The organism is Ectopseudomonas toyotomiensis, assembly GCF_017167985.1.
GTDB classification, from domain to species: domain Bacteria; phylum Pseudomonadota; class Gammaproteobacteria; order Pseudomonadales; family Pseudomonadaceae; genus Aquipseudomonas; species Aquipseudomonas toyotomiensis.
In genome coordinates, this window is sequence record NZ_CP070505.1 from 1,667,013 (window position 1) to 1,689,007 (window position 21,995).

The 21,995-nt window shown below is 62.7% G+C and carries 17 protein-coding genes; 7 read left to right on the top strand and 10 right to left on the bottom strand.

What is annotated here, in order from left to right:
- Positions 1-98: 98 nt before the first annotated feature.
- From JWV26_RS07675 to JWV26_RS07700, 6 genes are all read right to left on the bottom strand, one after another.
- A complete protein-coding gene (locus JWV26_RS07675; protein WP_206418753.1) occupies positions 99-728 on the bottom strand; it encodes a sarcosine oxidase subunit gamma in 630 nt (209 codons plus the stop codon).
- On the bottom strand, positions 721-3,744 hold the full coding sequence (locus tag JWV26_RS07680; RefSeq protein ID WP_206418754.1) for a sarcosine oxidase subunit alpha: 3,024 nt from the start codon (positions 3,742-3,744) through the stop codon (positions 721-723). The genes JWV26_RS07675 and JWV26_RS07680 overlap by 8 nt, the downstream gene beginning before the upstream one ends.
- Positions 3,741-4,067: a sarcosine oxidase subunit delta gene (locus tag JWV26_RS07685; protein ID WP_072424933.1), complete on the bottom strand. Its 327-nt coding sequence runs from the start codon at positions 4,065-4,067 to the stop codon at positions 3,741-3,743. The genes JWV26_RS07680 and JWV26_RS07685 overlap by 4 nt, the downstream gene beginning before the upstream one ends.
- A 234-nt stretch (positions 4,068-4,301) precedes the next feature.
- Entirely contained in the window at positions 4,302-5,552 is a 1,251-nt protein-coding gene (locus JWV26_RS07690) for a sarcosine oxidase subunit beta family protein (RefSeq protein ID WP_021490391.1), read from the bottom strand.
- 66 nt (positions 5,553-5,618) lie between these two features.
- A complete protein-coding gene (gene glyA, locus JWV26_RS07695; RefSeq protein ID WP_074917399.1) occupies positions 5,619-6,872 on the bottom strand; it encodes a serine hydroxymethyltransferase in 1,254 nt (417 codons plus the stop codon).
- A 693-nt stretch (positions 6,873-7,565) separates the two neighbouring features.
- Entirely contained in the window at positions 7,566-7,865 is a 300-nt protein-coding gene (locus JWV26_RS07700; protein ID WP_072424931.1) for a hypothetical protein, read from the bottom strand.
- A gap of 238 nt (positions 7,866-8,103) precedes the next feature.
- On the opposite strand from JWV26_RS07700, the gene JWV26_RS07705 reads away from it, so the two are divergent.
- Positions 8,104-9,144: a threonine aldolase family protein gene (locus JWV26_RS07705; protein WP_072424930.1), complete on the top strand. Its 1,041-nt coding sequence runs from the start codon at positions 8,104-8,106 to the stop codon at positions 9,142-9,144.
- Between the two features lie 76 nt (positions 9,145-9,220).
- Here the strand turns inward: JWV26_RS07705 and gbcB are convergent, their stop codons facing one another.
- Positions 9,221-10,324, bottom strand: a complete 1,104-nt coding sequence (gene gbcB, locus JWV26_RS07710) for a glycine-betaine demethylase subunit GbcB (protein ID WP_072424929.1) — start codon at positions 10,322-10,324, stop codon at positions 9,221-9,223.
- A gap of 313 nt (positions 10,325-10,637) precedes the next feature.
- Between gbcB and gbcA the strand changes: the two genes are divergently transcribed.
- On the top strand, positions 10,638-11,930 hold the full coding sequence (gbcA, locus tag JWV26_RS07715) for a glycine-betaine demethylase subunit GbcA (protein ID WP_196459282.1): 1,293 nt from the start codon (positions 10,638-10,640) through the stop codon (positions 11,928-11,930).
- A 167-nt stretch (positions 11,931-12,097) separates the two neighbouring features.
- Here gbcA and typA read toward each other — a convergent pair whose 3' ends face one another.
- Entirely contained in the window at positions 12,098-13,921 is a 1,824-nt protein-coding gene (gene typA, locus JWV26_RS07720; protein WP_072424927.1) for a translational GTPase TypA, read from the bottom strand.
- 150 nt (positions 13,922-14,071) lie between these two features.
- Positions 14,072-15,526 (bottom strand): tRNA uracil 4-sulfurtransferase ThiI, encoded by a 1,455-nt coding sequence (gene thiI, locus JWV26_RS07725; protein ID WP_206418755.1) that lies wholly within the window; start codon positions 15,524-15,526, stop codon positions 14,072-14,074.
- A gap of 328 nt (positions 15,527-15,854) precedes the next feature.
- Here thiI and glnA point away from each other — a divergent pair, with 328 nt between their 5' ends.
- From glnA to ntrC, 5 genes are all read left to right on the top strand, one after another.
- Positions 15,855-17,261, top strand: a complete 1,407-nt coding sequence (gene glnA, locus JWV26_RS07730; RefSeq protein WP_072424925.1) for a glutamate--ammonia ligase — start codon at positions 15,855-15,857, stop codon at positions 17,259-17,261.
- Between the two features lie 281 nt (positions 17,262-17,542).
- Positions 17,543-18,109 (top strand): DUF4124 domain-containing protein, encoded by a 567-nt coding sequence (locus tag JWV26_RS07735; RefSeq protein WP_072424924.1) that lies wholly within the window; start codon positions 17,543-17,545, stop codon positions 18,107-18,109.
- Positions 18,110-18,114: 5 nt separating this feature from the next.
- Positions 18,115-18,732, top strand: a complete 618-nt coding sequence (locus tag JWV26_RS07740) for a DUF4124 domain-containing protein (RefSeq protein WP_079782579.1) — start codon at positions 18,115-18,117, stop codon at positions 18,730-18,732.
- A gap of 188 nt (positions 18,733-18,920) precedes the next feature.
- Positions 18,921-20,009 carry a nitrogen regulation protein NR(II) gene (gene glnL, locus JWV26_RS07745; RefSeq protein WP_017675830.1) on the top strand — a complete coding sequence of 363 codons (1,089 nt, stop codon included), beginning with the start codon at positions 18,921-18,923 and terminating at the stop codon, positions 20,007-20,009.
- A complete protein-coding gene (ntrC, locus tag JWV26_RS07750; protein WP_072424922.1) occupies positions 20,006-21,439 on the top strand; it encodes a nitrogen regulation protein NR(I) in 1,434 nt (477 codons plus the stop codon). Before glnL ends, ntrC begins: the two co-directional genes overlap by 4 nt.
- Before the next feature lie 124 nt (positions 21,440-21,563).
- On the opposite strand, the gene JWV26_RS07755 is transcribed toward ntrC, so the two are convergent.
- Entirely contained in the window at positions 21,564-21,962 is a 399-nt protein-coding gene (locus JWV26_RS07755) for an NINE protein (protein WP_072424921.1), read from the bottom strand.
- Between the last annotated feature and the right edge of the window lie 33 nt (positions 21,963-21,995).

Here is a 21,995-nt window from a genome sequence, read left to right on the forward strand (position 1 = left end):
CCTCTCCCATTTATGGGAGAGGGGCTGGGGGAGAGGGTAAAGCGGCCCTCTCCCTAACCCTCTCCCGCAAACGGGAGAGGGGACGGTTCGCGTGCGGCTCAGGCCTCGATCGCCAACCCATACTCGGCGCTGGCATCCTGCAGCCACAGCCAGAAGTAGTCGGCGAAGCTACGACGGATCACCAGCTCCCAGGTCTCCTCGCCAGTGTGGCGAATCACCAGCTGGGACTTGGCGAACACGGTGCCCACCGCCTTGCCCACCGGGAAGTTGCTCGGATGCACGTCGTAGCTGGTGGACTTCATCAGCAGCTCGCGCACCTTCGGCCCGGACAGCTCCAACAGGGTCTGCCCGCCGCTGACGTTGACCACCGAGAAGTGCTGACCGTCCAGCGCCGCACGCAGTTTGCGCTCGACCTCGAACTCGCTGCCGCCAGGCACGATCAGCAGCCACTCGTCCGGGCCCAGCCACTGCAGCGAGGTATCGCCGTCGGCGACCAGGGTCAGCGCCACCGGCAGCTCCAGACCCAGGGCCTTGTGCACGCTGCCAGAGAAGGCGGTGTCGCGGGCGTCGCCACGGATCACCAGGTGACCGCGCAGCTTCTTCTCGCGCAGGGTGATGCCGGCGTTCTTGCGCCCCTTGCCGACCAGTTCGTGCAGGCCGGCATGGTGCAGCGGCGATTGCCCGGCGATGTCGGCGGGACGTTGTTGGTAGACGTTGACGTTAGACATTCTGGCGATCCCCTTTCGGGTCATAGAACACGGAGCTGCAGATTTCGGCTTCGATCACGCTGCCATCGGCCAGCGGCGCGAACACGCGCTCGCCCATGCGCTTGAGGCCGCCTTTGACCACCGCCATGGCGAAGCTGTAGCCCATGGCCGCGCTCATGTAGCTGGAAGTGACGTGGCCGACCATCTGCATCGGGATGGACTGTTTCGGATCGAACACCAGTTGCGCGCCTTCCGGCAGCACCTGGTTCGGATTGACCGGTTTCAGCCCGACCAACTGCTTGCGGTCCTCGCGCAGGCAGTCGTCGCGGTTCATGCCACGCTTGCCGATCCAGGAGAAAGGTTTGGTGCGACCGACGCACCAGCCCATGTTCAGATCGTCCGGGGTCACCGAGGCATCGGTGTCCTGGCCGACGATGATGAAGCCTTTCTCGGCACGTAGTACGTGCATGGTCTCGGTGCCGTAGGGAGTCAGGTCGAACTCCTTGCCGGCTTCGATGATCTGCTCCCACACGCCCAGGGCGTAGTCGGCCTGCACGTTCACCTCGTAGCTCAGCTCGCCGGTGAAGGAGATGCGGAACACCCGCGCCGGCACGCCACCGACCAGACCTTCCTTCCAGCTCATGAACGGGAAGGCATCCTTGTCCAGGTCGATGTCGGTGACCTTGGCCAGCAGCTTGCGGCTGTTGGGGCCGGACAGGGTCATGGTGGCCCAGTGGTCGGTGACCGAAGTGAAGTACACCTTCAGCTCCGGCCATTCGGTCTGGTGGTAGATCTCCAGCCATTCCATCACCCTCGCCGCGCCGCCAGTGGTGGTGGTCATGACGAAATGGTTGTCGGCCAGACAGGCAGTGACGCCGTCGTCGAAGACCATGCCGTCTTCCTTGCACATCAGGCCGTAGCGCGCCTTGCCCACGTCCAGCTTGGTCCAGGCGTTGGTGTAAACGCGATTGAGGAACTCGCGCGCATCCGGGCCCTGAATGTCGATCTTGCCCAGGGTGGAGGCATCGAGGATGCCCACGCTGTTGCGCACAGCCAGGCACTCACGAGCCACGGCAGCATGCAGGTCCTCGCCATTCTTCGGGAAGTACCAGGGGCGCTTCCACTGGCCAACGTCCTCGAACTCGGCGCCGTTCTTCACATGCCAGGCCTGCATCGCGGTGTAGCGCTTGGCATCGAACAGCTCGCCACAGTGGCGACCGGCTACGGCGCCGAAGGTCACCGGCGTGTAGTTCGGACGGAACATGGTGGTACCCATCTGCACGATGCTGATGCCCATCGAGCGCGCGGCGATGGCCAGGCCGTTGATATTGCCCAGCTTGCCCTGGTCGGTACCGAAGCCCAGTGCGGTGTAGCGCTTGACGTGCTCGACCGACTCGAAGCCTTCACGCGTTGCCAGCTCGATGCCGGCCGCGGTGACGTCGTTCTGCAGGTCGACGAACTGCTTCGGCGCACGCGCCGTGGACTTGTCGTGCGGCACCTGGAACAGCGCCAGCATCGGTTCTTCCTGACGCACCTCGGCCTGTGGCAGGCTGCCACTGACGGCCTTGTAGCCGGTCTCGGCAGCCGCCTTGGCGCCCGCCTCGAAGCCATTGGCAAGCACGTCGCCGAGGGCGAACACGCCATTCACCGCACCGGCGTCGATGCGCTGCTGGATGCCGTTGCCCGGCCCGGGCACGAAACCGAGGATGTCCTCGCGCCATTCGGGGCGACCACCCAGGTGCGACGCCAAGTGCACCACCGGGCTGTAGCCACCGGAGCTGACGATCAGGTCGCAGTCGAGCACTTCACCAGGGCTGGTGACCTTGTGTGCCTTGGCATCGATCGCGCAGATGCGCGCACCGGTGACGCGCTTGCTGCCACGCGCCTCGACCACTGCGCTACCGGTGAGGATGCGCACGCCACGCGCACGCGCTTCCTCGACCCAGCTGCCGCGCGGGTTGCTGCGCGCATCGGCGACAGCCACCACCTTGCGCCCGGCATCGAGCCAATCGAGCACCACGCGGTAGGCGTAATCATTGTTGGTCGACAACACCAGTTCCTGCCCCGGCGCCACGCCATAACGACGCACGTAGGTCGACACGGCGCCAGCCAGCATGTTGCCGGGCACGTCGTTGTTGGCGTACACCAGCGGCCGCTCATGGGCGCCACTGGCCAACACCACACGCTTGGCACGCACGCGGTGCATGCGCTGACGGGCCTGGCCCATCGGCGCGGTTTCACCGAGGTGGTCGGTCAGACGCTGGTGGATGGTGAGGAAGTTGTGATCGTGGTAGCCGTTGACCGTGGCGCGGGGCAGCAGGGTCACTTCCGGCATTGCCTGCAACTCGGCGATGGCCTGCGCCACCCAGTCGGCGGCGGGCTTGCCGTCGAGGGTCTCGCGGGTATCGAGCAGGCTGCCGCCGAACTCTTCCTGTTCGTCGGCGAGGATCACCCGCGCGCCGCTGCGGCCAGCAGCCAGCGCGGCGGCGAGACCGGCCGGACCAGCGCCGACGATCAGCACGTCGCAGTGCTGGTTGAGCTGGTCATAGATGTCCGGGTCGACCTCGGTGGGCGAACGGCCTAAGCCTGCGGCCTTGCGGATGTACTTTTCGTAGGTCATCCACAGGTTCTGTGGATACATGAAGGTCTTGTAGTAGAAACCGGGCGGCATCATGCCGCCGCCAACCTTGCCGAGGATGCCCATCAGGTCGGTGTTGACGCTCGGCCAGCCATTGGTGCTGTTGGCCACCAGGCCGCTGTACAGCGCCTGCTGGGTGGCGCGCACGTTGGGGATCTGCGCCGCCTCGGTGGAGCCGATCTGCAGCACGGCGTTGGGCTCTTCCGCGCCCGCAGCGACGATGCCGCGTGGGCGCGAGTACTTGAAGCTGCGGCCGACGATGTCGACGCCGTTGGCCAACAGCGCGGCGGCCAGGCTGTCGCCGGCGAAGCCCTGATAGGTCTGGCCATTGAAGGTGAAGCTCAGCGCCTGACTGCGGTCGATGCGACCACCCTTGGCAAGACGATTGACCTGGCTCATGCCGTTACTCCTTCTGCCACGGCTTGCTTGTCGGTGGCCCCGGCTGCGGTGACCGAAGGCTTCTCGCCGACCTTGTAGGTCTCGAGGATCTCGTAGGTCACGGTGTGGCGGGTGACGTTGAAATACTTGCGGCAACCGGCCGCGTGCACCCACAGCTCGTGGTGGATACCGCGCGGGTTGTCGCGGAAGAACATGTACTCGCCCCACTCTGCATCCGTGCAGGCATCGGGATCGAGCGGGCGAGCGATGTGCGCCTGGCCCTTGGCGTGGAATTCTTCTTCGGAGCGCAGTTCGCCACAGTAGGGGCAGAAGATGTGCAGCATGTTGGCCTCCTGAAACGCTTCCCCGCTCGCAGATGCCAACGGGGTTTATCTTGCCTCCCCTCTCCCTTCGGGAGAGGGGCTGGGGGAGAAGGTTTTTGTCTCCCCTCTCCCACTTGTGGGAGAGGGGTCGGGGGAGAGGGCATTCGGTGTGAACCGCAACGCCCTCTCCCGGCCCTTCGGGCCACCCTCTCCCATGAATGGGAGAGGGTCATCAGCTTTGCGCTACGCGCGCTTTTAGTGGGCCACGGCAGCGGCGCCGTGCTCGTCGATCAGTGCGCCAGTGTGGAAACGGTCGATGGAGAACGGCTTGGCCAGTGGGTGCATTTCACCCTTGGCCAGGCTGGCGGCGAATACGTGACCGGAACCCGGCGTGGCCTTGAAGCCACCAGTACCCCAACCGCAGTTGAAGAACAGGTTGTCCACCGGAGTCTTGGAAATGATCGGGCAGGCGTCGGGGCTGGTATCGACGATGCCGCCCCACTGGCGATTCATGCGCACCCGCGAGAGCACCGGGAACATCTCGACGATGGCCTGCAGGGTGTGTTCGATGGTGCCGTAGGAGCCGCGCTGGCCGTAGCCGTTGTAGCCGTCGATGCCGGCACCGATGACCAGGTCGCCCTTGTCCGACTGACTGATGTAACCGTGCACGGCGTTGGACATGATCACGCTGTCGATGATCGGCTTGATCGGCTCGGATACCAGCGCCTGCAGCGGGTGGGATTCCAGCGGCAGGCGGAAGCCAGCGAGCCCCGCCATATGCCCGGAATTACCGGCAGTGACCACACCGACGCGCTTGGCACCGATGAAACCCTTGTTGGTCTCGACACCGATCACCGCACCGTTCTGCTTGCGGAAACCGGTCACCTCGGTGTTCTGGATCAGGTCGACGCCCAGGGCATCGGCGGCACGCGCGTAACCCCAGGCCACGGCGTCATGACGGGCGACGCCGCCGCGACGCTGCACGGTGGAGCCCATCACCGGATAACGGGTGTTCTTGCTGCAGTCGAGGTAGGGAATCTCCTCGGCCACCTGCTTGGCATCCAGCAGTTCGCCATCCACGCCGTTGAGGCGGTTGGCGCTGACGCGGCGCTCGGCGTCACGCATGTCCTGCAGGGTGTGACAGAGGTTGTACACGCCACGCTGGGAGAACATGACGTTGTAGTTGATGTCCTGCGACAGACCTTCCCACAGCTTCATGGCGTGTTCGTAGAGCTGCGCGGACTCATCCCACAGGTAGTTGGAACGCACGATGGTGGTGTTACGCGCGGTGTTGCCGCCGCCGAGCCAGCCCTTCTCGACCACGGCGACGTTCTTCACGCCAAATTCCTTGGCCAGGTAATAGGCCGTGGCCAGGCCGTGGCCGCCACCACCGACGATGACCACGTCGTACACCGGCTTGGGCGTCGGGTTGCGCCACATGCGCTGCCAGTTCTCATGGTGGCTGAACGAGTGCTTGAACAGGCCGAAGCCGGAATAACGTTGCATGGGCATGCTCCAGGGTTCTACTCCCCTCTCAGCGTTACGCGAGAGGGGCCGAGAGAAAGGGTTGGCTTAGCGATACACCGGATAGTCCGCGCACAGCCCGGCCACCAGCTTGGCCACCTGCGCCTCGACATCGGCATCGCCGAGGTGATCGAGGATGTCGCAGATCCAACCGGCCAGCGCCTGGCATTGGGCAACCTTGAAGCCGCGGGTGGTGACGGCCGGCGTACCGATGCGGATGCCCGAGGTCACGAACGGCGATTGCGGGTCGTTGGGCACGGCGTTCTTGTTCACGGTGATACCGGCACGGCCCAACGCAGCGTCAGCCTCCTTGCCGGTCAGGCCCTGCTTGATCAGGCTGAGCAGGAACAGGTGGTTGTCGGTGCCGCCGGACACCACCTCGTAGCCGCGCTCGATGAACACCCTGGCCATGGCCTGGGCGTTGTCGATGACCTGCTGCTGGTAGGCCTTGAACTCCGGCTCCATGGCTTCCTTGAAGCACACCGCCTTGGCCGCGATAACGTGCATCAGCGGGCCACCCTGGGCGCCGGGGAAAACGGCGGAGTTGAGCTTCTTCTCGATCTCTTCGTTGGCCTTGGCCAGGATCAGGCCGCCGCGCGGGCCGCGCAGGGTCTTGTGCGTGGTGGTGGTGACCACGTCGGCAAAGGGAATCGGGTTCGGGTACAGACCCGCAGCAACCAGGCCCGCCACGTGGGCCATGTCGACGAACAGCAGTGCCCCGACCTTGTCGGCGATGGCACGGAAACGCGGGAAGTCGAGGGTCTTGGAGTAGGCGGAGAAGCCGGCGACGATGATCTTCGGCTTGTGCTCCACGGCCAGGCGCTCGACCTCGTCGTAGTCGATCAGCCCGGTGGCGGTGTCCAGGCCGTACTGCACGGCGTTGTAGAGTTTGCCCGAGGACGACACCTTGGCGCCGTGGGTCAGGTGGCCGCCGTGGGCCAGGCTCATACCGAGGATGGTGTCGCCGGCATTGAGCAGCGCCAGGTACACGGCGCTGTTGGCCGAGGAACCGGAGTGCGGCTGGACGTTGGCGTAATCGGCGCCGAACAGCTGCTTGGCGCGGTCGATGGCCAGTTGCTCGACCTTGTCGACGTACTCGCAGCCACCGTAATAACGCTTGCCCGGATAACCTTCGGCGTACTTGTTGGTCAGGCCGCTGCCCTGCGCTTCCATCACCCGCTGGCTGCAGTAGTTCTCCGAGGCGATCAGCTCGATGTGCTCTTCCTGACGGCGTTCTTCCTGATCGATCGCCGCGAGCAACTCGTCGTCGTAACCCTGAATCTGATCCTGCTTGCTGAACATCTCGACTCTCCTGCAGCGCCTATGGGCGGCGGTCTTGGACGGGCGGGCCAGCAAGGCCCTGTGCAGCGATGGTAGGGCCGCCCCTGCCCCCTCAAATGCCTGCCAACGCCGCGAGAGCATTCGTTTGCGACATGGCCTTGTCGCAATCAGGCGCGTCGCGGGTGCGCCGCTGGCTTGCACACAAATCACGGGGATCAAGCTGTGGATAAGCCGTGCATAGCGCGTGTCGCCCCAGCAACTGCAAGGGTTTCCTGGCAGCGCTCATTTCCTGATCGATATCAATCAGTTAACAATGCAGAGAATGCACAGAAGCGGTGGACTAGCCTGTGGAAAAGCTGTCAGCAGATGGCTGCCGCCCTCGCCAGCTCTGCACGTGAGAGCGCTGTTCGATATCCGTACACGCACGCCGGCTCCCTGGCTTATCCACCAGCGACATGAACGAGAGGCGGGATCGGTTGGGGATATGCACAGAAGATGTGGATGAAACTGTGCATAGGCTGTTCGACAAGGGCGCGCGCCCAGAGCCACCGCGGCCTGTCGGGATACGGCTAAAAATCGAACAGGATCAAGGAGATAGATCAGGCTTGTGCACAAATACTGTGGGCGGCGCTGTGCATGGCCTGTGGAAACATGGCGCCAGGCAAGGGCCCATGGGGCTCCGGCGCCAGCGCCTGCTATTTGCTCAACGACGCCTTACGGCTTGAGCTTGCCAGCACAGCTGCTGGAGGCATTCACCAGACGCTGCTGCATGGCAGGGTCAGGTGGGGACTGGCGGCTGATTTCCTGCAATTCAGCTTCACTGAATTCCTGGCTGACCTTGGTCGCGGCACAGTCGCAATAAGCGCGCAATTGTGGCTCCTCGTAGCCTGCCGGTGCGCCAGCGATGCACTGCTGAACGAACTCGGTCTTGGCATTATCCGACCACTCGGCGGCGGCAACGGGCAGCGCCACGGCCAGCGGCAGGGCAAGGGCGAGCAGGTGACGATAAGTCATGGGAAACTCCTTCTCTTGATTGCGGAGAGCGGATCGACTGCCGCCCTCTGGTAAGTGTGAACCCCGCTACAAGCCCCAAGTTCCATCTGCGAGCCGAACGGTTGGCCACGAACCGACCCGGCAGTACGCTTCAGCGCAACAACTCGTCGCCGCGACGGACGCCTGACCGCCAGCCGCAGGTTAAAGTGAGCGCTTTGTCGGCAGACCCGCCGGCAGGTTTTTCAGAAGGAACGCGCCAATGCCCGACAATGCCCAGCAATTCGCCAGCGACAACTACTCCGGCATCTGTCCCGAAGCCTGGGCCGCCATGGCCGAGGCCAACCAGGGCCACCAGCGCGCCTACGGCGATGACGAATGGACGGCGCGTGCCGCCGACCACTTCCGCCGCCTGTTCGAGACCGACTGCGAAGTGTTCTTCGCCTTCAACGGCACCGCCGCCAACTCCCTGGCCCTGGCCTCGCTGTGCCAGAGCTACCACAGCGTGATCTGCTCGGAGACCGCCCACGTCGAGACCGACGAGTGCGGCGCGCCGGAGTTCTTCTCCAACGGCTCCAAGCTGCTGCTGGCCAAGACCGAGAACGGCAAGCTGACCCCGCAAGCCATCCGCGAGATCGCCCTCAAGCGTCAGGATATTCACTACCCGAAGCCGCGCGTGGTCACCCTCACCCAGGCCACCGAAGTCGGCACCGTGTACCGCCCGGAAGAAGTCCGCGCTATCAGCCAGGTCTGCAAGGAGCTGAATCTCAACCTGCACATGGACGGCGCGCGCTTCTCCAACGCCTGCGCCTTTCTTGGCTGCAGCCCGGCGGAGCTGACCTGGAAGGCTGGCGTGGACGTGCTGTGCTTCGGCGGCACCAAGAACGGTATGGCGGTAGGTGAAGCCATCGTCTTCTTCAACAAGGATCTGGCCGAAGACTTCGACTATCGCTGCAAGCAGGCCGGCCAGTTGGCCTCGAAGATGCGCTACCTGTCCGCGCCCTGGGTCGGCATCCTGCAGGATGATGCCTGGCTCAAGTACGCCAACCACGCCAACCGCTGCGCGCAGTTGCTGGCCACGCTGGTCGAGGACGTGCCCGGTGTCAGTCTGATGTTCCCGGTGGAGGCCAATGGCGTGTTCCTGCAACTGTCGGAGCCGGCCATCGCCGCCCTCACCGCTCGCGGCTGGCGCTTCTACACCTTCATCGGCGCCGGCGGCGCGCGCTTCATGTGCAGCTGGGATACCGACGAAGCCCGCGTGCGCCAGCTGGCCGCCGATATCCGTGAAGTGATGAGCGCCTGAAACGCCATAAGCCCCACGAGTGGGGCTTATGGCTAAGTAGCCCGGATTTCATCCGGGCTACAAACCTTCATGGCGATCAATAGTCGATCGCCACATCGCCTTTCGGCACACTGCAGCACGACAGGATGTAGCCCTCGGCGACGTCCTCGTCGGTGATGCCGCCGTTGTGCTCCATCTCCACTTCGCCTGCAGTCTTCATTACCTTGCAGGTACCGCAGATACCCATGCCACAGGCCTTGGGAATATGCAGGCCGAGTTTGGCGGCAGCGGCGTGCACGGTTTCGCCGGGCACCACGCGAATGCTCTTGCCAGTGCTGGTGAACTCCACCTGGTGCAGGTCGGCCAGCGGCACATCCGGCGCATCGGCCGCCTCGGCAGCCAGCTCCTTGACCTCGGCGCGAATCTCCGGCGGCGTCGGGCCGAAGGCCTCCTCGTGGTAGCGATTCATGTCGTAGCCAGCCGCCTCGAGCAGGCGCTTGATGGCGCTCATGTAGGGCGTCGGGCCGCAGCAGAAGATCTCGCGATCAAGATAATCCGGAGCGATGAGCTCCAGCATCGGCTTGTTCAGGTAACCGCGATAACCCGCCCAGGCTTCACCCAGACCGTGCTTCTCGCAGATAACGTGCAGGCTGAAGTTGTTGATGCGCGCCGCCATGTGCTCCAGCTCGCGCTGGTAGATGATGTCCTTCGGCGAACGAGCGCTGTGCACGAAGACCATGTCGACATTGGCGTTGGTGTCGTAGAACCAGCGCGCCATCGACATCACCGGGGTGATGCCGACACCACCGGAAAGAAACAGCACCTTGTCGGTGGGAAAATCGATGGCATTGAACAGGCCTACCGGCCCATGCACTGGCACCTCGTCGCCTTCCTTGAGGTTGTCGTGCAACCAGTTCGATACCTTGCCGCCCGGCACCCGCTTGATGGTAATGGAGAAGCTGTAAGGCACCGAAGGCGAGCTGGAGATGGTGTAGGAGCGCATGATCGGCTGGCCGTCGATCTCCAGCTCCAGGGTGACGAACTGCCCGGGCTTGAAGAAGAACAGCACGGGCTGGTCGGCCATGAAGCAGAAGGTGCGCACGTCCCAGGTTTCCTGGATCACCTTGACGCAACGCACCAGATGGCGACCGTTGGTCCAGGTCTGCGTCGTAACCGGATTGAGGAAGGCGTTGGTGGTCATGAACGGCTCTCCACGCGGCCGGATATCGGCCTATATGCGGCGGATTGTGCGAAAGGCTGCCGGTCGTCATTTATCTACCAGCGACATCCGCATGCTTATCGCGACCTGCCCGATAGCACGGGGCCTGGCGCGTCGGAAACAAATCTGGCCATGTCGCCCATGGATAAGGTTTTACCTGTTGCCGGCTCCACACTCCGCTCACCAAGCATGCACGCCCATTGCAGGCAGCAGCGAACGATCGAGACCTTGCGGCACATACCGTATCAGCCACTATTTCCGGCAGGCGCGAGGCGCCCGCCAATGAGGAGCCACCATGGACTGCACCCAAAACCTGAGCCTGGGCGACCCGCTGGAACCCGTGCGCAAGGCCACCGCACAGATGCTGAACGAACGCGACCACAGCTTCTCGCTGCCGCAGCCGTTCTACAGCGACGAACGCCTGTTCCAGGTCGACATGCAGGAGATCTTCAACAAGGAATGGCTGATCGCCGGCATGACCTGCGAAATCCCGGCCAAGGGCAACTTCCTCACCCTGCAGATCGGCGATAACCCGATTCTGGTCATTCGCGGCGCCGAAGGACAGATCCATGCCTTCCACAACGTCTGCCGTCACCGTGGCTCGCGCCTATGTGTCTCGGACAAGGGCAAGGTCGCCAAGCTGGTATGCCCTTACCACCAGTGGACCTACGAGCTGGACGGGCGCCTGCTGTTCGCCGGCACCGAAATGGGCGCCGATTTCGACCTCAAGGACTACAGCCTGAAACCGGTGCAGTGCAAGACCGCTGGCGGCTACATCTTCATCTCCCTGGCGGAAAATCCGCCGGCCATCGACGAGTTCCTCGCCACCCTGGCGCATTACATGGAACCCTACGACATGGAAAACACCAAGGTGGCCGTGCAGACCACCCTGATGGAAAAGGCCAACTGGAAGCTGGTGCTCGAGAACAACCGCGAGTGCTACCACTGCAATGGTTCGCACCCGGAACTGCTAAACACCCTGCTGGAATGGGATGACGTCACCGATCCGCGCGCCAGCCAGGCGTTCAAGGATCAGGTCGCCGAATGCACCACCCGCTGGGACAAGGACAAGATCCCCTACGCCCACGCCAGCTTCGGCCTGCGCAACCGCATCGTGCGCATGCCCCTGCTCAAGGGCACCGTATCCATGACCATGGACGGGAAGCAGGGCTGCAAGAAACTCATGGGCCGCATCACCGACCCTGACCTGGGCTCCATGCGCATCCTGCACCTGCCGCATTCGTGGAACCACTGCATGGGCGACCACATGATCGTCTTCACCGTTTGGCCGATCAGCGCGCAGCAAACCATGGTCACTACCAAGTGGCTGGTGCACAAGGATGCCGTCGAAGGTGTCGACTATGACGTCGCCCGCCTGCGCCAGGTGTGGGATGCCACCAACGACCAGGATCGCCGCCTGGCCGAGGAAAACCAGCGCGGCATCAACTCCACCGCCTACCAGCCGGGCCCGTACTCGAAAACCTACGAGTTCGGCGTGATCAACTTCCTCGACTGGTACAGCGAGCGCATGCTCAACAACCTCGGCGACACCCCGGCGCAATCGCTGCGCCAGGTGGCGGGCGAGTGATGACGCTCAGCCTGCTGGTGGTGATCGCGCTGGCCGCCTATGGGCTGCTGGCCTGCAGGCCACAGCGCGGCTGAAGCCGCTCAACACCTAACGGCGCCCCAACAAAAAGCCCCGCCAGATCGCTCTGGCGGGGCTTTTCATTTAAAGCCGAGGCGAGTCGCTAAGCGTCAGGCCTTGTTGGCTTTCTTGGCAGCGCGGGTACGCTCGCCTTCGTCGAGGATCTTCTTGCGCAGACGGATCGACTTCGGCGTCACTTCGCACAGCTCGTCATCCTGGATGAACTCCAGCGCCTGCTCCAGGGTGAAGCGAACCGGCGGCACCAGGGCGATGGTTTCGTCCTTGCCCGAAGCGCGCATGTTGTCGAGCTTCTTGCCTTTGGTGGGGTTCACACCCAGGTCGTTGTCGCGACTGTTCAGGCCAACGATCTGACCGTTGTAGATTTCCTGGCCATGCTCGACGAACAGCTTGCCGCGCGCCTGCAGGGTTTCCAGGGAGTAGGTCAGGGCCTTGCCGGTATCGATCGACACCAGTACGCCGTTCTGACGCCCAGACATGCTGCCCGGCTTGACGGTGTCATAACGATCGAAGATCGAGGTCAGGATGCCGGCGCCGTTGGTCAGGGTCAGGAACTGGTTACGGAAACCGATCAGACCGCGAGCCGGGATGTTGTATTCCAGGCGCACACGGCCTTTGCCGTCCGGCGACATGTTGGTCAGGTCGCCCTTACGCAGGCCCATTTCTTCCATGACCTTACCCTGGGATTCCTCAGGGATGTCGATGGTGACGTTCTCGAACGGCTCCTGCTTGACGCCGTTGACTTCGCGAATGATCACTTCCGGACGGCCAACGCCCATTTCGAAACCTTCGCGACGCATGGTTTCGATCAGAACCGAGAGGTGCAGCTCACCACGGCCGGAGACCTTGAACTTGTCGGCGCTGTCGCCTTCTTCAACACGCAGAGCCACGTTGTACAGCAGCTCCTTGTCCAGGCGCTCCTTGATGTTGCGGCTGGTGACGAACTTGCCTTCCTTGCCGCAGAACGGCGAATCGTTGACCTGGAAGGTCATCGAGACGGTCGGCTCGTCAACGGTCAGCGGCTTCATTGCTTCGACATGGTTGATGTCGCACAGGGTGTCGGAGATGAACAGCTGATCCATACCGCTGACGCAGACGATGTCACCGGCGGTGGCTTCTTCGACGTCTACGCGGTGCAGGCCGTGGTGGCCCATCAGCTTGAGGATACGGCCGTTACGCTTCTTGCCGTCGACGTCGATGGCAGTCACCGGGGTGTTCGGCTTGACCTTGCCGCGAGCGATGCGGCCAACGCCGATGATGCCGAGGAAGCTGTTGTAGTCCAGCGCGGAGATCTGCATCTGGAACGGGCCGTCGAGGTCGACGTTCGGTGCCGGCACGTGGTCAACGATTGCCTGGTACAGCGGGGTCAGGTCTTCGGCCATGGCGGTGTGGTCGAGACCGGCAATGCCGTTCAGGGCGCTGGCGTAGACGACCTGGAAGTCGAGCTGCTCATCGGTGGCACCAAGGTTGTCGAACAGGTCGAAGATCTGGTCCATGACCCAGTCAGGACGCGCGCCCGGACGGTCGATCTTGTTGATCACGACGATCGGCTTGAGGCCGGCTTCGAAGGCCTTCTTGGTCACGAAGCGGGTTTGCGGCATCGGGCCGTCCTGGGCGTCGACCACCAGCAGTACGGAGTCGACCATGGACATCACGCGCTCGACTTCGCCACCGAAGTCGGCGTGGCCGGGGGTGTCGACGATGTTGATGCGGTAGTCGTTCCACTTGATGGCGGTGTTCTTGGCCAGAATGGTAATGCCGCGCTCTTTTTCCTGGTCGTTGCTGTCCATCACGCGCTCGTCGTTGAGCTCGTTACGCTCAAGGGTGCCGGACTGACGCAGCAGGGCGTCGACGAGGGTGGTTTTGCCATGGTCGACGTGGGCGATGATGGCGATGTTGCGCAGATTTTCGATCACTGTGTGTATCTCGATCAGAGGATTCGGTGTGTCGCCCAGCCTGGACGACGAATATGAAGAAAACTGTTTCAGCGAGCTGAATGGGGTTTCACCGCTGGCGAACGGTCGGGAGGGCGATGGCGGATACTTCCGCCATTGAGCCCCGGCGTTCTATGCCGGACGATAAACGCGCACATTGGCATGTCCCTCGCTCAGCAGATGGTGGGCATGCAGACGGCTCATCACGCCCTTGTCGCAATACAGCAGGTACTGGCGGTTCTCATCCAGTTCCTTGAATTTGTTGTTCAACGCATAGAACGGCAGCGCCTGCACTTCGATGCCCGGCACGTCCAGCGGCTCGTCTTCGGCGGCATCCGGGTGGCGGATATCGATGACGATCTGGCCGGCCAGTGCTTCACGTACTTCCTCGACCTGCACGTCCTTGCCCAACTCGTCGATCACGCGGTCGATGGGCAGTTGGGTGGCGCGTTCGAGGGCGCGATCGAGGATGGCCATGTCGAACTGCGCCTCCTCGTGCTCGATGCGGTAACCGCGTGCCTTGGTGGTCGGGTTGACCGAGATCACGCCGCAGTACTCAGGCATGTTCTTGGCGAACTCGGCGGTGCCAATGCGCGTGGCAGTGTCGATGATGTCCTGCTTGTGGCTGGCGATCAGCGGGCGCATGACCAACATGTCGGTGGCCGAATCGATCACCGCGAGGTTGGTCAGGGTCTGGCTGGAAACCTGGCTGATCGCCTCGCCGGTGACCAGCGCCTCGATCTGCAGCTTTTCGGCGACACGGGTGGCAGCGCGCAGCATCATGCGTTTGAGGATCACGCCCATCTGGCTGTTGTCGACCTTGCCGAGAATCTCGCCGACCACTTCCTCGAACGGCACGCTGACGAACAGCACGCGCTGCGAGCGGCCGAACTTCTGCCATATATAGTGCGCCACTTCCATCACGCCCAATTCGTGGGCACGACCGCCGAGGTTGAAGAAGCAGAAGTGGCTGACCAGGCCGCGACGCATCATCTGGTAGGCCGCCACGGTAGAGTCGAAGCCACCGCTCATCAGCACCAGGGTCTGCTCCAGCGAGCCCAGCGGATAACCGCCGAGGCCTTCATGACGGTTGTGCACCACGAACAGGCGCTGGTCGCGAATCTCCATGCGCACTTCGACGTCCGGCTTCTTCAGGTCAATGCCGGCAGCGCCGCACTCAAGGCGCAGGCGCGAACCGACATGACGCTCGACATCGATGGAGGAAAACGCGTGCTTGCCACCGCGCTTGCAACGCACGGCGAAGATCTTGCCCGGCAGCTGCTCGGCGTAGTGACGCTTGCAGTGCTCGGTAATCTCGTCCAGATCGCCCAGCGGGTATTCATTGACCTCGAGAAACAGGCCGATGCCAGGCGTGTTGCGCAGGCGTTCGGTCATCTCGGCGAGCAGCTTGGGATCGTCCAGATCGGTTTCGACCTCGAGGTTGTCCCAGACACCGGTCACCCGCAGTTCGGGGTCAAGATCGCGCAGCACGGAGCGAATGTTCTTCCCCAACTGGCGGATGAACTGCTTGCGCACCGGGCGGCTCTTGATGGTGATTTCCGGGAAAACTTTGACGATGAGCTTCATGAATAGGCCGCCCACTTAGGGGACGAAAAAACAGGGGCGCGGATTATAGCGGAAATTGTTCAAGCTTTGACCAAAAATACTGCACCAACCACACAGCGCACCAAAATGGATCTTCATCGAAATTAAAGGCCCTTAAATGGTGCAAATATTTCTGACGAATTACCGCGCAGACGGCGCAGCACCTGAGTTTCGCGGCTTCTGCCCAATAAAGGGCACTGGCATGCAATTTGCTCCCTTGTGAGGCAGGTCGCCCTGGAGGACTATCCCGCCGGGCTTCACCGCATCTTCAAGGCTTATCGATAAGAGCCTTTTCCACCTGGAGGACAACATGTCTAAGGCTGTTCAACTGATCAAAGAACACGACGTGAAGTGGGTAGACCTGCGCTTCACCGACACCAAGGGCAAGCAGCACCACGTGACCATGCCGGCCCGTGACGCCCTGGACGAAGATTTCTTCGAGCACGGCAAAATGTTCGACGGCTCCTCCATCCATGGCTGGAAAGGCATCGAAGCCTCCGACATGATCCTGATGCCGGTAGACGATACCGCCGTTCTGGACCCGTTCACCGAAGAGCCGACCCTGATCCTGGTCTGCGACATCATCGAGCCGAGCACCATGCAAGGCTACGACCGCGACCCGCGCTCCATCGCCAAGCGCGCTGAAGAGTTCCTCAAAGGCACCGGCATCGGTGACACCGTATTCGTTGGCCCGGAGCCCGAGTTCTTCATCTTCGACGAAGTGAAGTTCAAGTCCGATATCTCCGGCTCGATGTTCAAGATCTACTCCGAGCAAGGCTCCTGGATGACCGACGGCGACGTCGAAGGCGGCAACAAGGGCCACCGCCCAGCCGTCAAAGGCGGTTACTTCCCGGTTCCGCCGTGCGACCACGACCACGAAATCCGTACTGCCATGTGCAACGCCATGGAAGAAATGGGCCTGGTCGTCGAAGTGCACCACCACGAAGTGGCCACTGCCGGTCAGAACGAAATCGGCGTGAAGTTCAACACCCTGGTGGCCAAGGCTGACGAAGTTCAGACCCTGAAGTACTGCGTACACAACGTCGCCGACGCCTACGGCAAGACCGCCACCTTCATGCCGAAGCCACTGTACGGCGACAACGGCTCGGGCATGCACGTGCACATGTCGATCTCCAAAGACGGCAAGAACACCTTCGCTGGCGAAGGCTATGCCGGCCTGTCCGAAACTGCTCTCTACTTCATCGGCGGCATCATCAAGCACGGTAAGGCCCTGAACGGCTTCACCAACCCGTCGACCAACTCCTACAAGCGTCTGGTTCCGGGCTTCGAAGCTCCGGTGATGTTGGCCTACTCGGCTCGCAACCGCTCCGCCTCGATCCGTATCCCGTACGTTGCCAGCCCGAAAGCCCGCCGCATCGAAGCGCGCTTCCCGGACCCGGCTGCCAACCCGTACCTGGCCTTCGCTGCCCTGCTGATGGCCGGTATCGACGGCATCCAGAACAAGATCCACCCGGGCGATGCAGCCGACAAGAACCTGTACGACCTGCCGCCGGAAGAAGGCAAGCTGATCCCGCAGGTTTGCGGCAGCCTGAAAGAAGCCCTGGAAGAGCTGGACAAGGGCCGCGCGTTCCTGACCAAGGGCGGCGTGTTCTCCGACGACTTCATCGATGCTTACATCGAGCTGAAATCCGAAGAAGAAATCAAGGTGCGCACCTTCGTACACCCGCTGGAATACGACCTGTACTACAGCGTCTAAGCCAGTTTCGCGCCGCCTCGTGCGGTGCTCTCGAAAGCCCCGCCCGGCCCTGCCTGGCGGGGCTTTTTCATTTCCGCCGTAGGGTGCGCCGCGCGCACCGAGAACCCGAGGCCCAGCAGCAGATAGTGCGTACAGCCCTGGCGACCCCACGACACCCAACGGAATCCGCGCCCATGGCCCGAGCCGATTTGTAGCCAAACATCACAGCCATGGCGCCCTGCGCTTGCCAGGAACAGCCAGCAGTGCAAGGCTTAGCGCATCATCCGCGGAAGGATCGGCCCATGCGCCCGTTACTCGCCTGCCTGCTGCTTGCCCTGGCCTTACCGGCCAGTGCGCAGATCTACAAATACATCGACGCCAACGGCAATACGGTCTTCACCAACCAGCCGCCCGATGGCGCAGCAGCCGAGAGCGTCAACCTGCCGCCAACCAATACGGTAGAGATGCAGACGCCCAGCATTCCTGCAGACACCAGCGGCGACACCTCAGCACAGAGCGCGGCCCCTTACTCCGTGTTGAGCCTCACCGGTATCCCGGATGATGAAGCCATGCGCGCCAACAACGGCACCTTCGTCGTCGGGGTGAACATCCAGCCACGCCTGCAACCCGGCCACCAGCTACGGCTGATTCTCGATGGCGAGCCATACGGCCAGGCCAGCAATGTACCGAGCCTGCAGCTGACCAATGTCGAGCGCGGCGAGCACAGCCTGGCGGTGGCAGTGGTCTTGGGTGACCGCATCATCCAGCAGAGCGCCACCGAAACCTTTACCGTGCAGCGCATCAGCGTCAACAGCCCTGCCCGTCCACCTGTCACGCCACCGCGTCCGACCCCAAGACCTGCGAACTGATCACGATGCGTACACTGCTGCTCTGCCTGCTGTTCATCACCCAAGCAGCTTCGGCCCAGGTCTATACCTATATCGATGCTGAAGGTAACCGCGTTTTCACTGACAAACCGCGCAGCAGCAATGCCGAACGGGTGATGCTCGCGCCATCCAACAGCGCGCAAATGAGCCAGCCCCAACCCACGGTGCGCATGGCCCCGCCACCTGCGGTAAGCAAACCGACCGTGCACTATCAGGTGCTGCGCATTCTCGTGCCGGAGCCGGACGCCTCGATCCATAACGGTTCCGGCGACATGATCGTCACCCTCAACAGCGAGCCGGGCCTGCTGCCCGGCCACAGCTATCGGTTGCTGCTCGATGGCGAGCCCCAGGGCGAGACAAGCCGCAGCCCGGTCTTCTCCCTGCAGCACGTCGACCGCGGTACGCACCAACTGGTGGCAGAAATCATCGACTCCGCTGGGCTCATCGTCGAACGCACGCCAGCACAGCCCTTCCACATGCACCGCATGACCCTGGCGCAGAAGCGCAAGATCAATCCGTGCAAGAAGGATGAATACGGCGTTCGCCCCGAATGCCCGCTGAAAGACAAACCCAAGGAAGAGGTCAGCATCCTTCCCTTCTTCTGAATTCGATCGCACCTTAATGGTGCAATCGAGCGCACCACCTCCTAAGCTCTCCCTGTTTTGGGTCGCTTTTCCCCGCCCTGCTTCGCCGCAGCACCACCAAAACCTGGCAGACCGCACAAATAATGCGTCTTTTCGGGGCCTTGGTTTGCTTCTTGCATTTTCCTGCCCATTGCCGGAAAGCACTGCCTATGACCATCAATGACGCGCTGCACCGCCTGCTACTCGACAACCTGACCACCGCTACCCTGCTGCTCAACAGCCAGCTGTGCCTTGAGTACATGAACCCGGCGGCGGAAATGCTCCTGGCCGTCAGCGGCCAGCGCAGCCATGGTCAGTTCATCAGCGACCTGTTCACCGAATCGCCAGAGGCGCTGTCGTCGCTGCGACAGGCGGTGGAGCAGGCACATCCGTTCAACAAGCGTGAAGCCGTACTGACCTCGGTCACTGGCCAGACGCTGACCGTCGACTACGCCGTCACCCCACTGTTCAGCAAGGGTGAAACTCTGCTGCTGCTGGAGGTGCACCCGCGTGATCGCCTGCTGCGCATCACCAAGGAAGAGGCGCAGCTATCCAAGCAGGAAACCACCAAACTGCTGGTGCGCGGCCTGGCCCATGAAATCAAGAATCCACTCGGCGGCATTCGCGGCGCAGCACAACTGCTGTCGCGCGAACTGCCCAACGAAGAGCTCAAGGACTACACCAACGTCATCATCGAAGAGGCCGACCGTCTGCGTAACCTGGTCGACCGCATGCTCGGTTCGAACAAGTTGCCGTCGCTGGCGATGACCAACGTGCACGAGGTGCTCGAGCGCGTCGCCAACCTGATCGAAGCGGAAAGCCAGGGCAGCATCACTTTGGTGCGCGATTACGACCCGAGCATTCCGGATCTGCTGATCGACCGCGAACAGATGATCCAGGCCGTGCTCAATATCGTGCGTAACGCCATGCAGGCCATCGCCGGGCAGAAGCACGACATGGGCCTCGGGCGCATCAGCCTGCGTACCCGCACCCTGCGCCAGTTCACCATCGGCCACACCCGTCACCGCCTGGTGGTCAAGGTCGAGATCATCGACAACGGCCCCGGCATCCCGCCTGAGCTGCAGGAAACCATCTTCTATCCCATGGTCAGCGGGCGTGCCGACGGCACCGGCCTGGGCCTGGCCATCACCCAGAACATCATCAGTCAGCACCAGGGTCTGATCGAGTGCGAGAGCTATCCCGGCCACACCGTATTCTCGATCTTCCTACCGCTGGAACAAGGAGCGCCCACGCCATGAGCCGCAGTGAAACCGTCTGGATTGTCGACGACGATCGTTCCATCCGCTGGGTACTGGAAAAGGCCCTGCAACAGGAAGGCATGACCACCCAGAGTTTCGACAGTGCAGACGGTGTACTCGCCCGCCTGACCCGCCAGCAGCCGGACGTGATCATCTCTGACATCCGCATGCCCGGCGCCAGCGGCCTCGACCTGCTGGCCCGCATCCGCGAACTGTACCCGCGCCTGCCGGTGATCATCATGACCGCGCATTCGGACCTGGACAGCGCGGTGGCCAGCTACCAGGGCGGCGCCTTCGAATACCTGCCCAAGCCGTTCGACGTCGACGAGGCCGTCTCGCTGGTCAAGCGCGCCTTCCAGCACGCCCAGGAACAACAGAGCCTGGCCGCGCCCGCAGCACAGGCGCGCACGCCGGAAATCATCGGCGAAGCACCGGCGATGCAGGAGGTGTTCCGCGCTATCGGCCGCTTGAGCCATTCCAATATCACCGTGCTGATCAACGGCGAATCCGGCACGGGCAAAGAGCTGGTGGCGCACGCCCTGCACCGCCATAGCCCACGCGCAGCAGCGCCGTTCATTGCCCTGAACATGGCGGCAATTCCCAAGGACCTGATGGAGTCCGAGCTGTTCGGCCACGAGAAAGGCGCCTTCACCGGCGCGGCCAACCAGCGCCGCGGTCGCTTTGAGCAGGCCGACGGCGGTACGCTGTTCCTCGACGAGATCGGCGACATGCCGGCCGACACCCAGACGCGCCTGCTGCGCGTGCTGGCCGATGGCGAGTTCTATCGAGTTGGTGGCCACACCCCGGTGAAGGTTGACGTGCGCATCATCGCCGCCACCCACCAGAACCTGGAAACCCTGGTACAGGCCGGCAAGTTCCGTGAAGACCTGTTCCACCGCCTCAATGTCATTCGTATCCACATTCCGCGCCTGGCCGACCGCCGCGAGGACATCCCTACCCTGGCTCATCACTTCCTCGCCCGCGCCGCGCAGGAACTATCGGTAGAACCCAAGCTGCTCAAGAGCGAAACCGAGGATTACCTCAAGCACCTGCCCTGGCCGGGTAACGTGCGCCAGTTGGAGAACACCTGCCGCTGGATCACCGTCATGGCCTCAGGCCGTGAGGTGCATGTCGACGACCTGCCACCGGAGCTGCTGACCCAACCGCAGGACGCCGCACCAGTGACCAACTGGGAGCAGGCGCTGCGCCTGTGGGCCGACCAGGCCCTGGCACGCGGCCAGTCCAACCTGCTCGACAGCGCCGTGCCGGCCTTCGAGCGCATCATGATCGAGACCGCGCTCAAGCACACTGCTGGCCGCCGCCGCGACGCCGCCCTGCTGCTGGGTTGGGGTCGCAACACCCTGACGCGCAAGATCAAGGAGCTGGGCATGAAGGTCGACGGCGGGGATGACGACGACAGCGACGACTGATCCCGCCAGCATTACGAAAAAGGGCATCCCATGGGATGCCCTTTTCATTTCCCCGGATTGCATCCGGGCTACGACGCGACGACCGAAGGGTGCGCCGCGCGCACCGCCAATTGTCGCCTCCCGATCAACCGCGCTGCGCGTTCTTGATCGAGATCTGCGTATTGAGCGTCCAGAAGTCGTAGAGCACGCCGATCAGGAACAGGCCGCCGGTGAACAGGTAGATGATCCCGGTGATCCACTTGCCCTGGTACATGCGGTGCACACCGAACACACCGAGGAAGGTCAGCAGAATCCACGCGACGTTGTAGTCAGTATCACCTGCGGTAAAACGCAGGTCGGCCTCGCGATCCATCGAGGGAATCAGGAACAGGTCGATGATCCAGCCGATGAACAGCAAACCGAGGGTGAAGAACCAGATGGTGCCGGTCACCGGCTTGCCGTAATAGAAACGGTGCGAACCGAGAAAACCGAAGATCCACAGCAGGTAGCCGATCAGCTTGCTATGGGTGTCCTGTCGTTGCATGGCGAACTCCTTGTGCGAGATGCAGCTATGACG

Coding starts and splice junctions, on each gene's coding strand:
- JWV26_RS07675 (WP_206418753.1), bottom strand. CDS start 728: ATGTCTAACGTCAACGTCTACCAACAACGTCCCGCCGACATCGCCGGG.
- JWV26_RS07680 (WP_206418754.1), bottom strand. CDS start 3,744: ATGAGCCAGGTCAATCGTCTTGCCAAGGGTGGTCGCATCGACCGCAGT.
- JWV26_RS07685 (WP_072424933.1), bottom strand. CDS start 4,067: ATGCTGCACATCTTCTGCCCCTACTGTGGCGAACTGCGCTCCGAAGAA.
- JWV26_RS07690 (WP_021490391.1), bottom strand. CDS start 5,552: ATGCAACGTTATTCCGGCTTCGGCCTGTTCAAGCACTCGTTCAGCCAC.
- glyA (WP_074917399.1), bottom strand. CDS start 6,872: ATGTTCAGCAAGCAGGATCAGATTCAGGGTTACGACGACGAGTTGCTC.
- JWV26_RS07700 (WP_072424931.1), bottom strand. CDS start 7,865: ATGACTTATCGTCACCTGCTCGCCCTTGCCCTGCCGCTGGCCGTGGCG.
- JWV26_RS07705 (WP_072424930.1), top strand. CDS start 8,104: ATGCCCGACAATGCCCAGCAATTCGCCAGCGACAACTACTCCGGCATC.
- gbcB (WP_072424929.1), bottom strand. CDS start 10,324: ATGACCACCAACGCCTTCCTCAATCCGGTTACGACGCAGACCTGGACC.
- gbcA (WP_196459282.1), top strand. CDS start 10,638: ATGGACTGCACCCAAAACCTGAGCCTGGGCGACCCGCTGGAACCCGTG.
- thiI (WP_206418755.1), bottom strand. CDS start 15,526: ATGAAGCTCATCGTCAAAGTTTTCCCGGAAATCACCATCAAGAGCCGC.
- glnA (WP_072424925.1), top strand. CDS start 15,855: ATGTCTAAGGCTGTTCAACTGATCAAAGAACACGACGTGAAGTGGGTA.
- JWV26_RS07735 (WP_072424924.1), top strand. CDS start 17,543: ATGCGCCCGTTACTCGCCTGCCTGCTGCTTGCCCTGGCCTTACCGGCC.
- JWV26_RS07740 (WP_079782579.1), top strand. CDS start 18,115: ATGCGTACACTGCTGCTCTGCCTGCTGTTCATCACCCAAGCAGCTTCG.
- glnL (WP_017675830.1), top strand. CDS start 18,921: ATGACCATCAATGACGCGCTGCACCGCCTGCTACTCGACAACCTGACC.
- ntrC (WP_072424922.1), top strand. CDS start 20,006: ATGAGCCGCAGTGAAACCGTCTGGATTGTCGACGACGATCGTTCCATC.
- JWV26_RS07755 (WP_072424921.1), bottom strand. CDS start 21,962: ATGCAACGACAGGACACCCATAGCAAGCTGATCGGCTACCTGCTGTGG.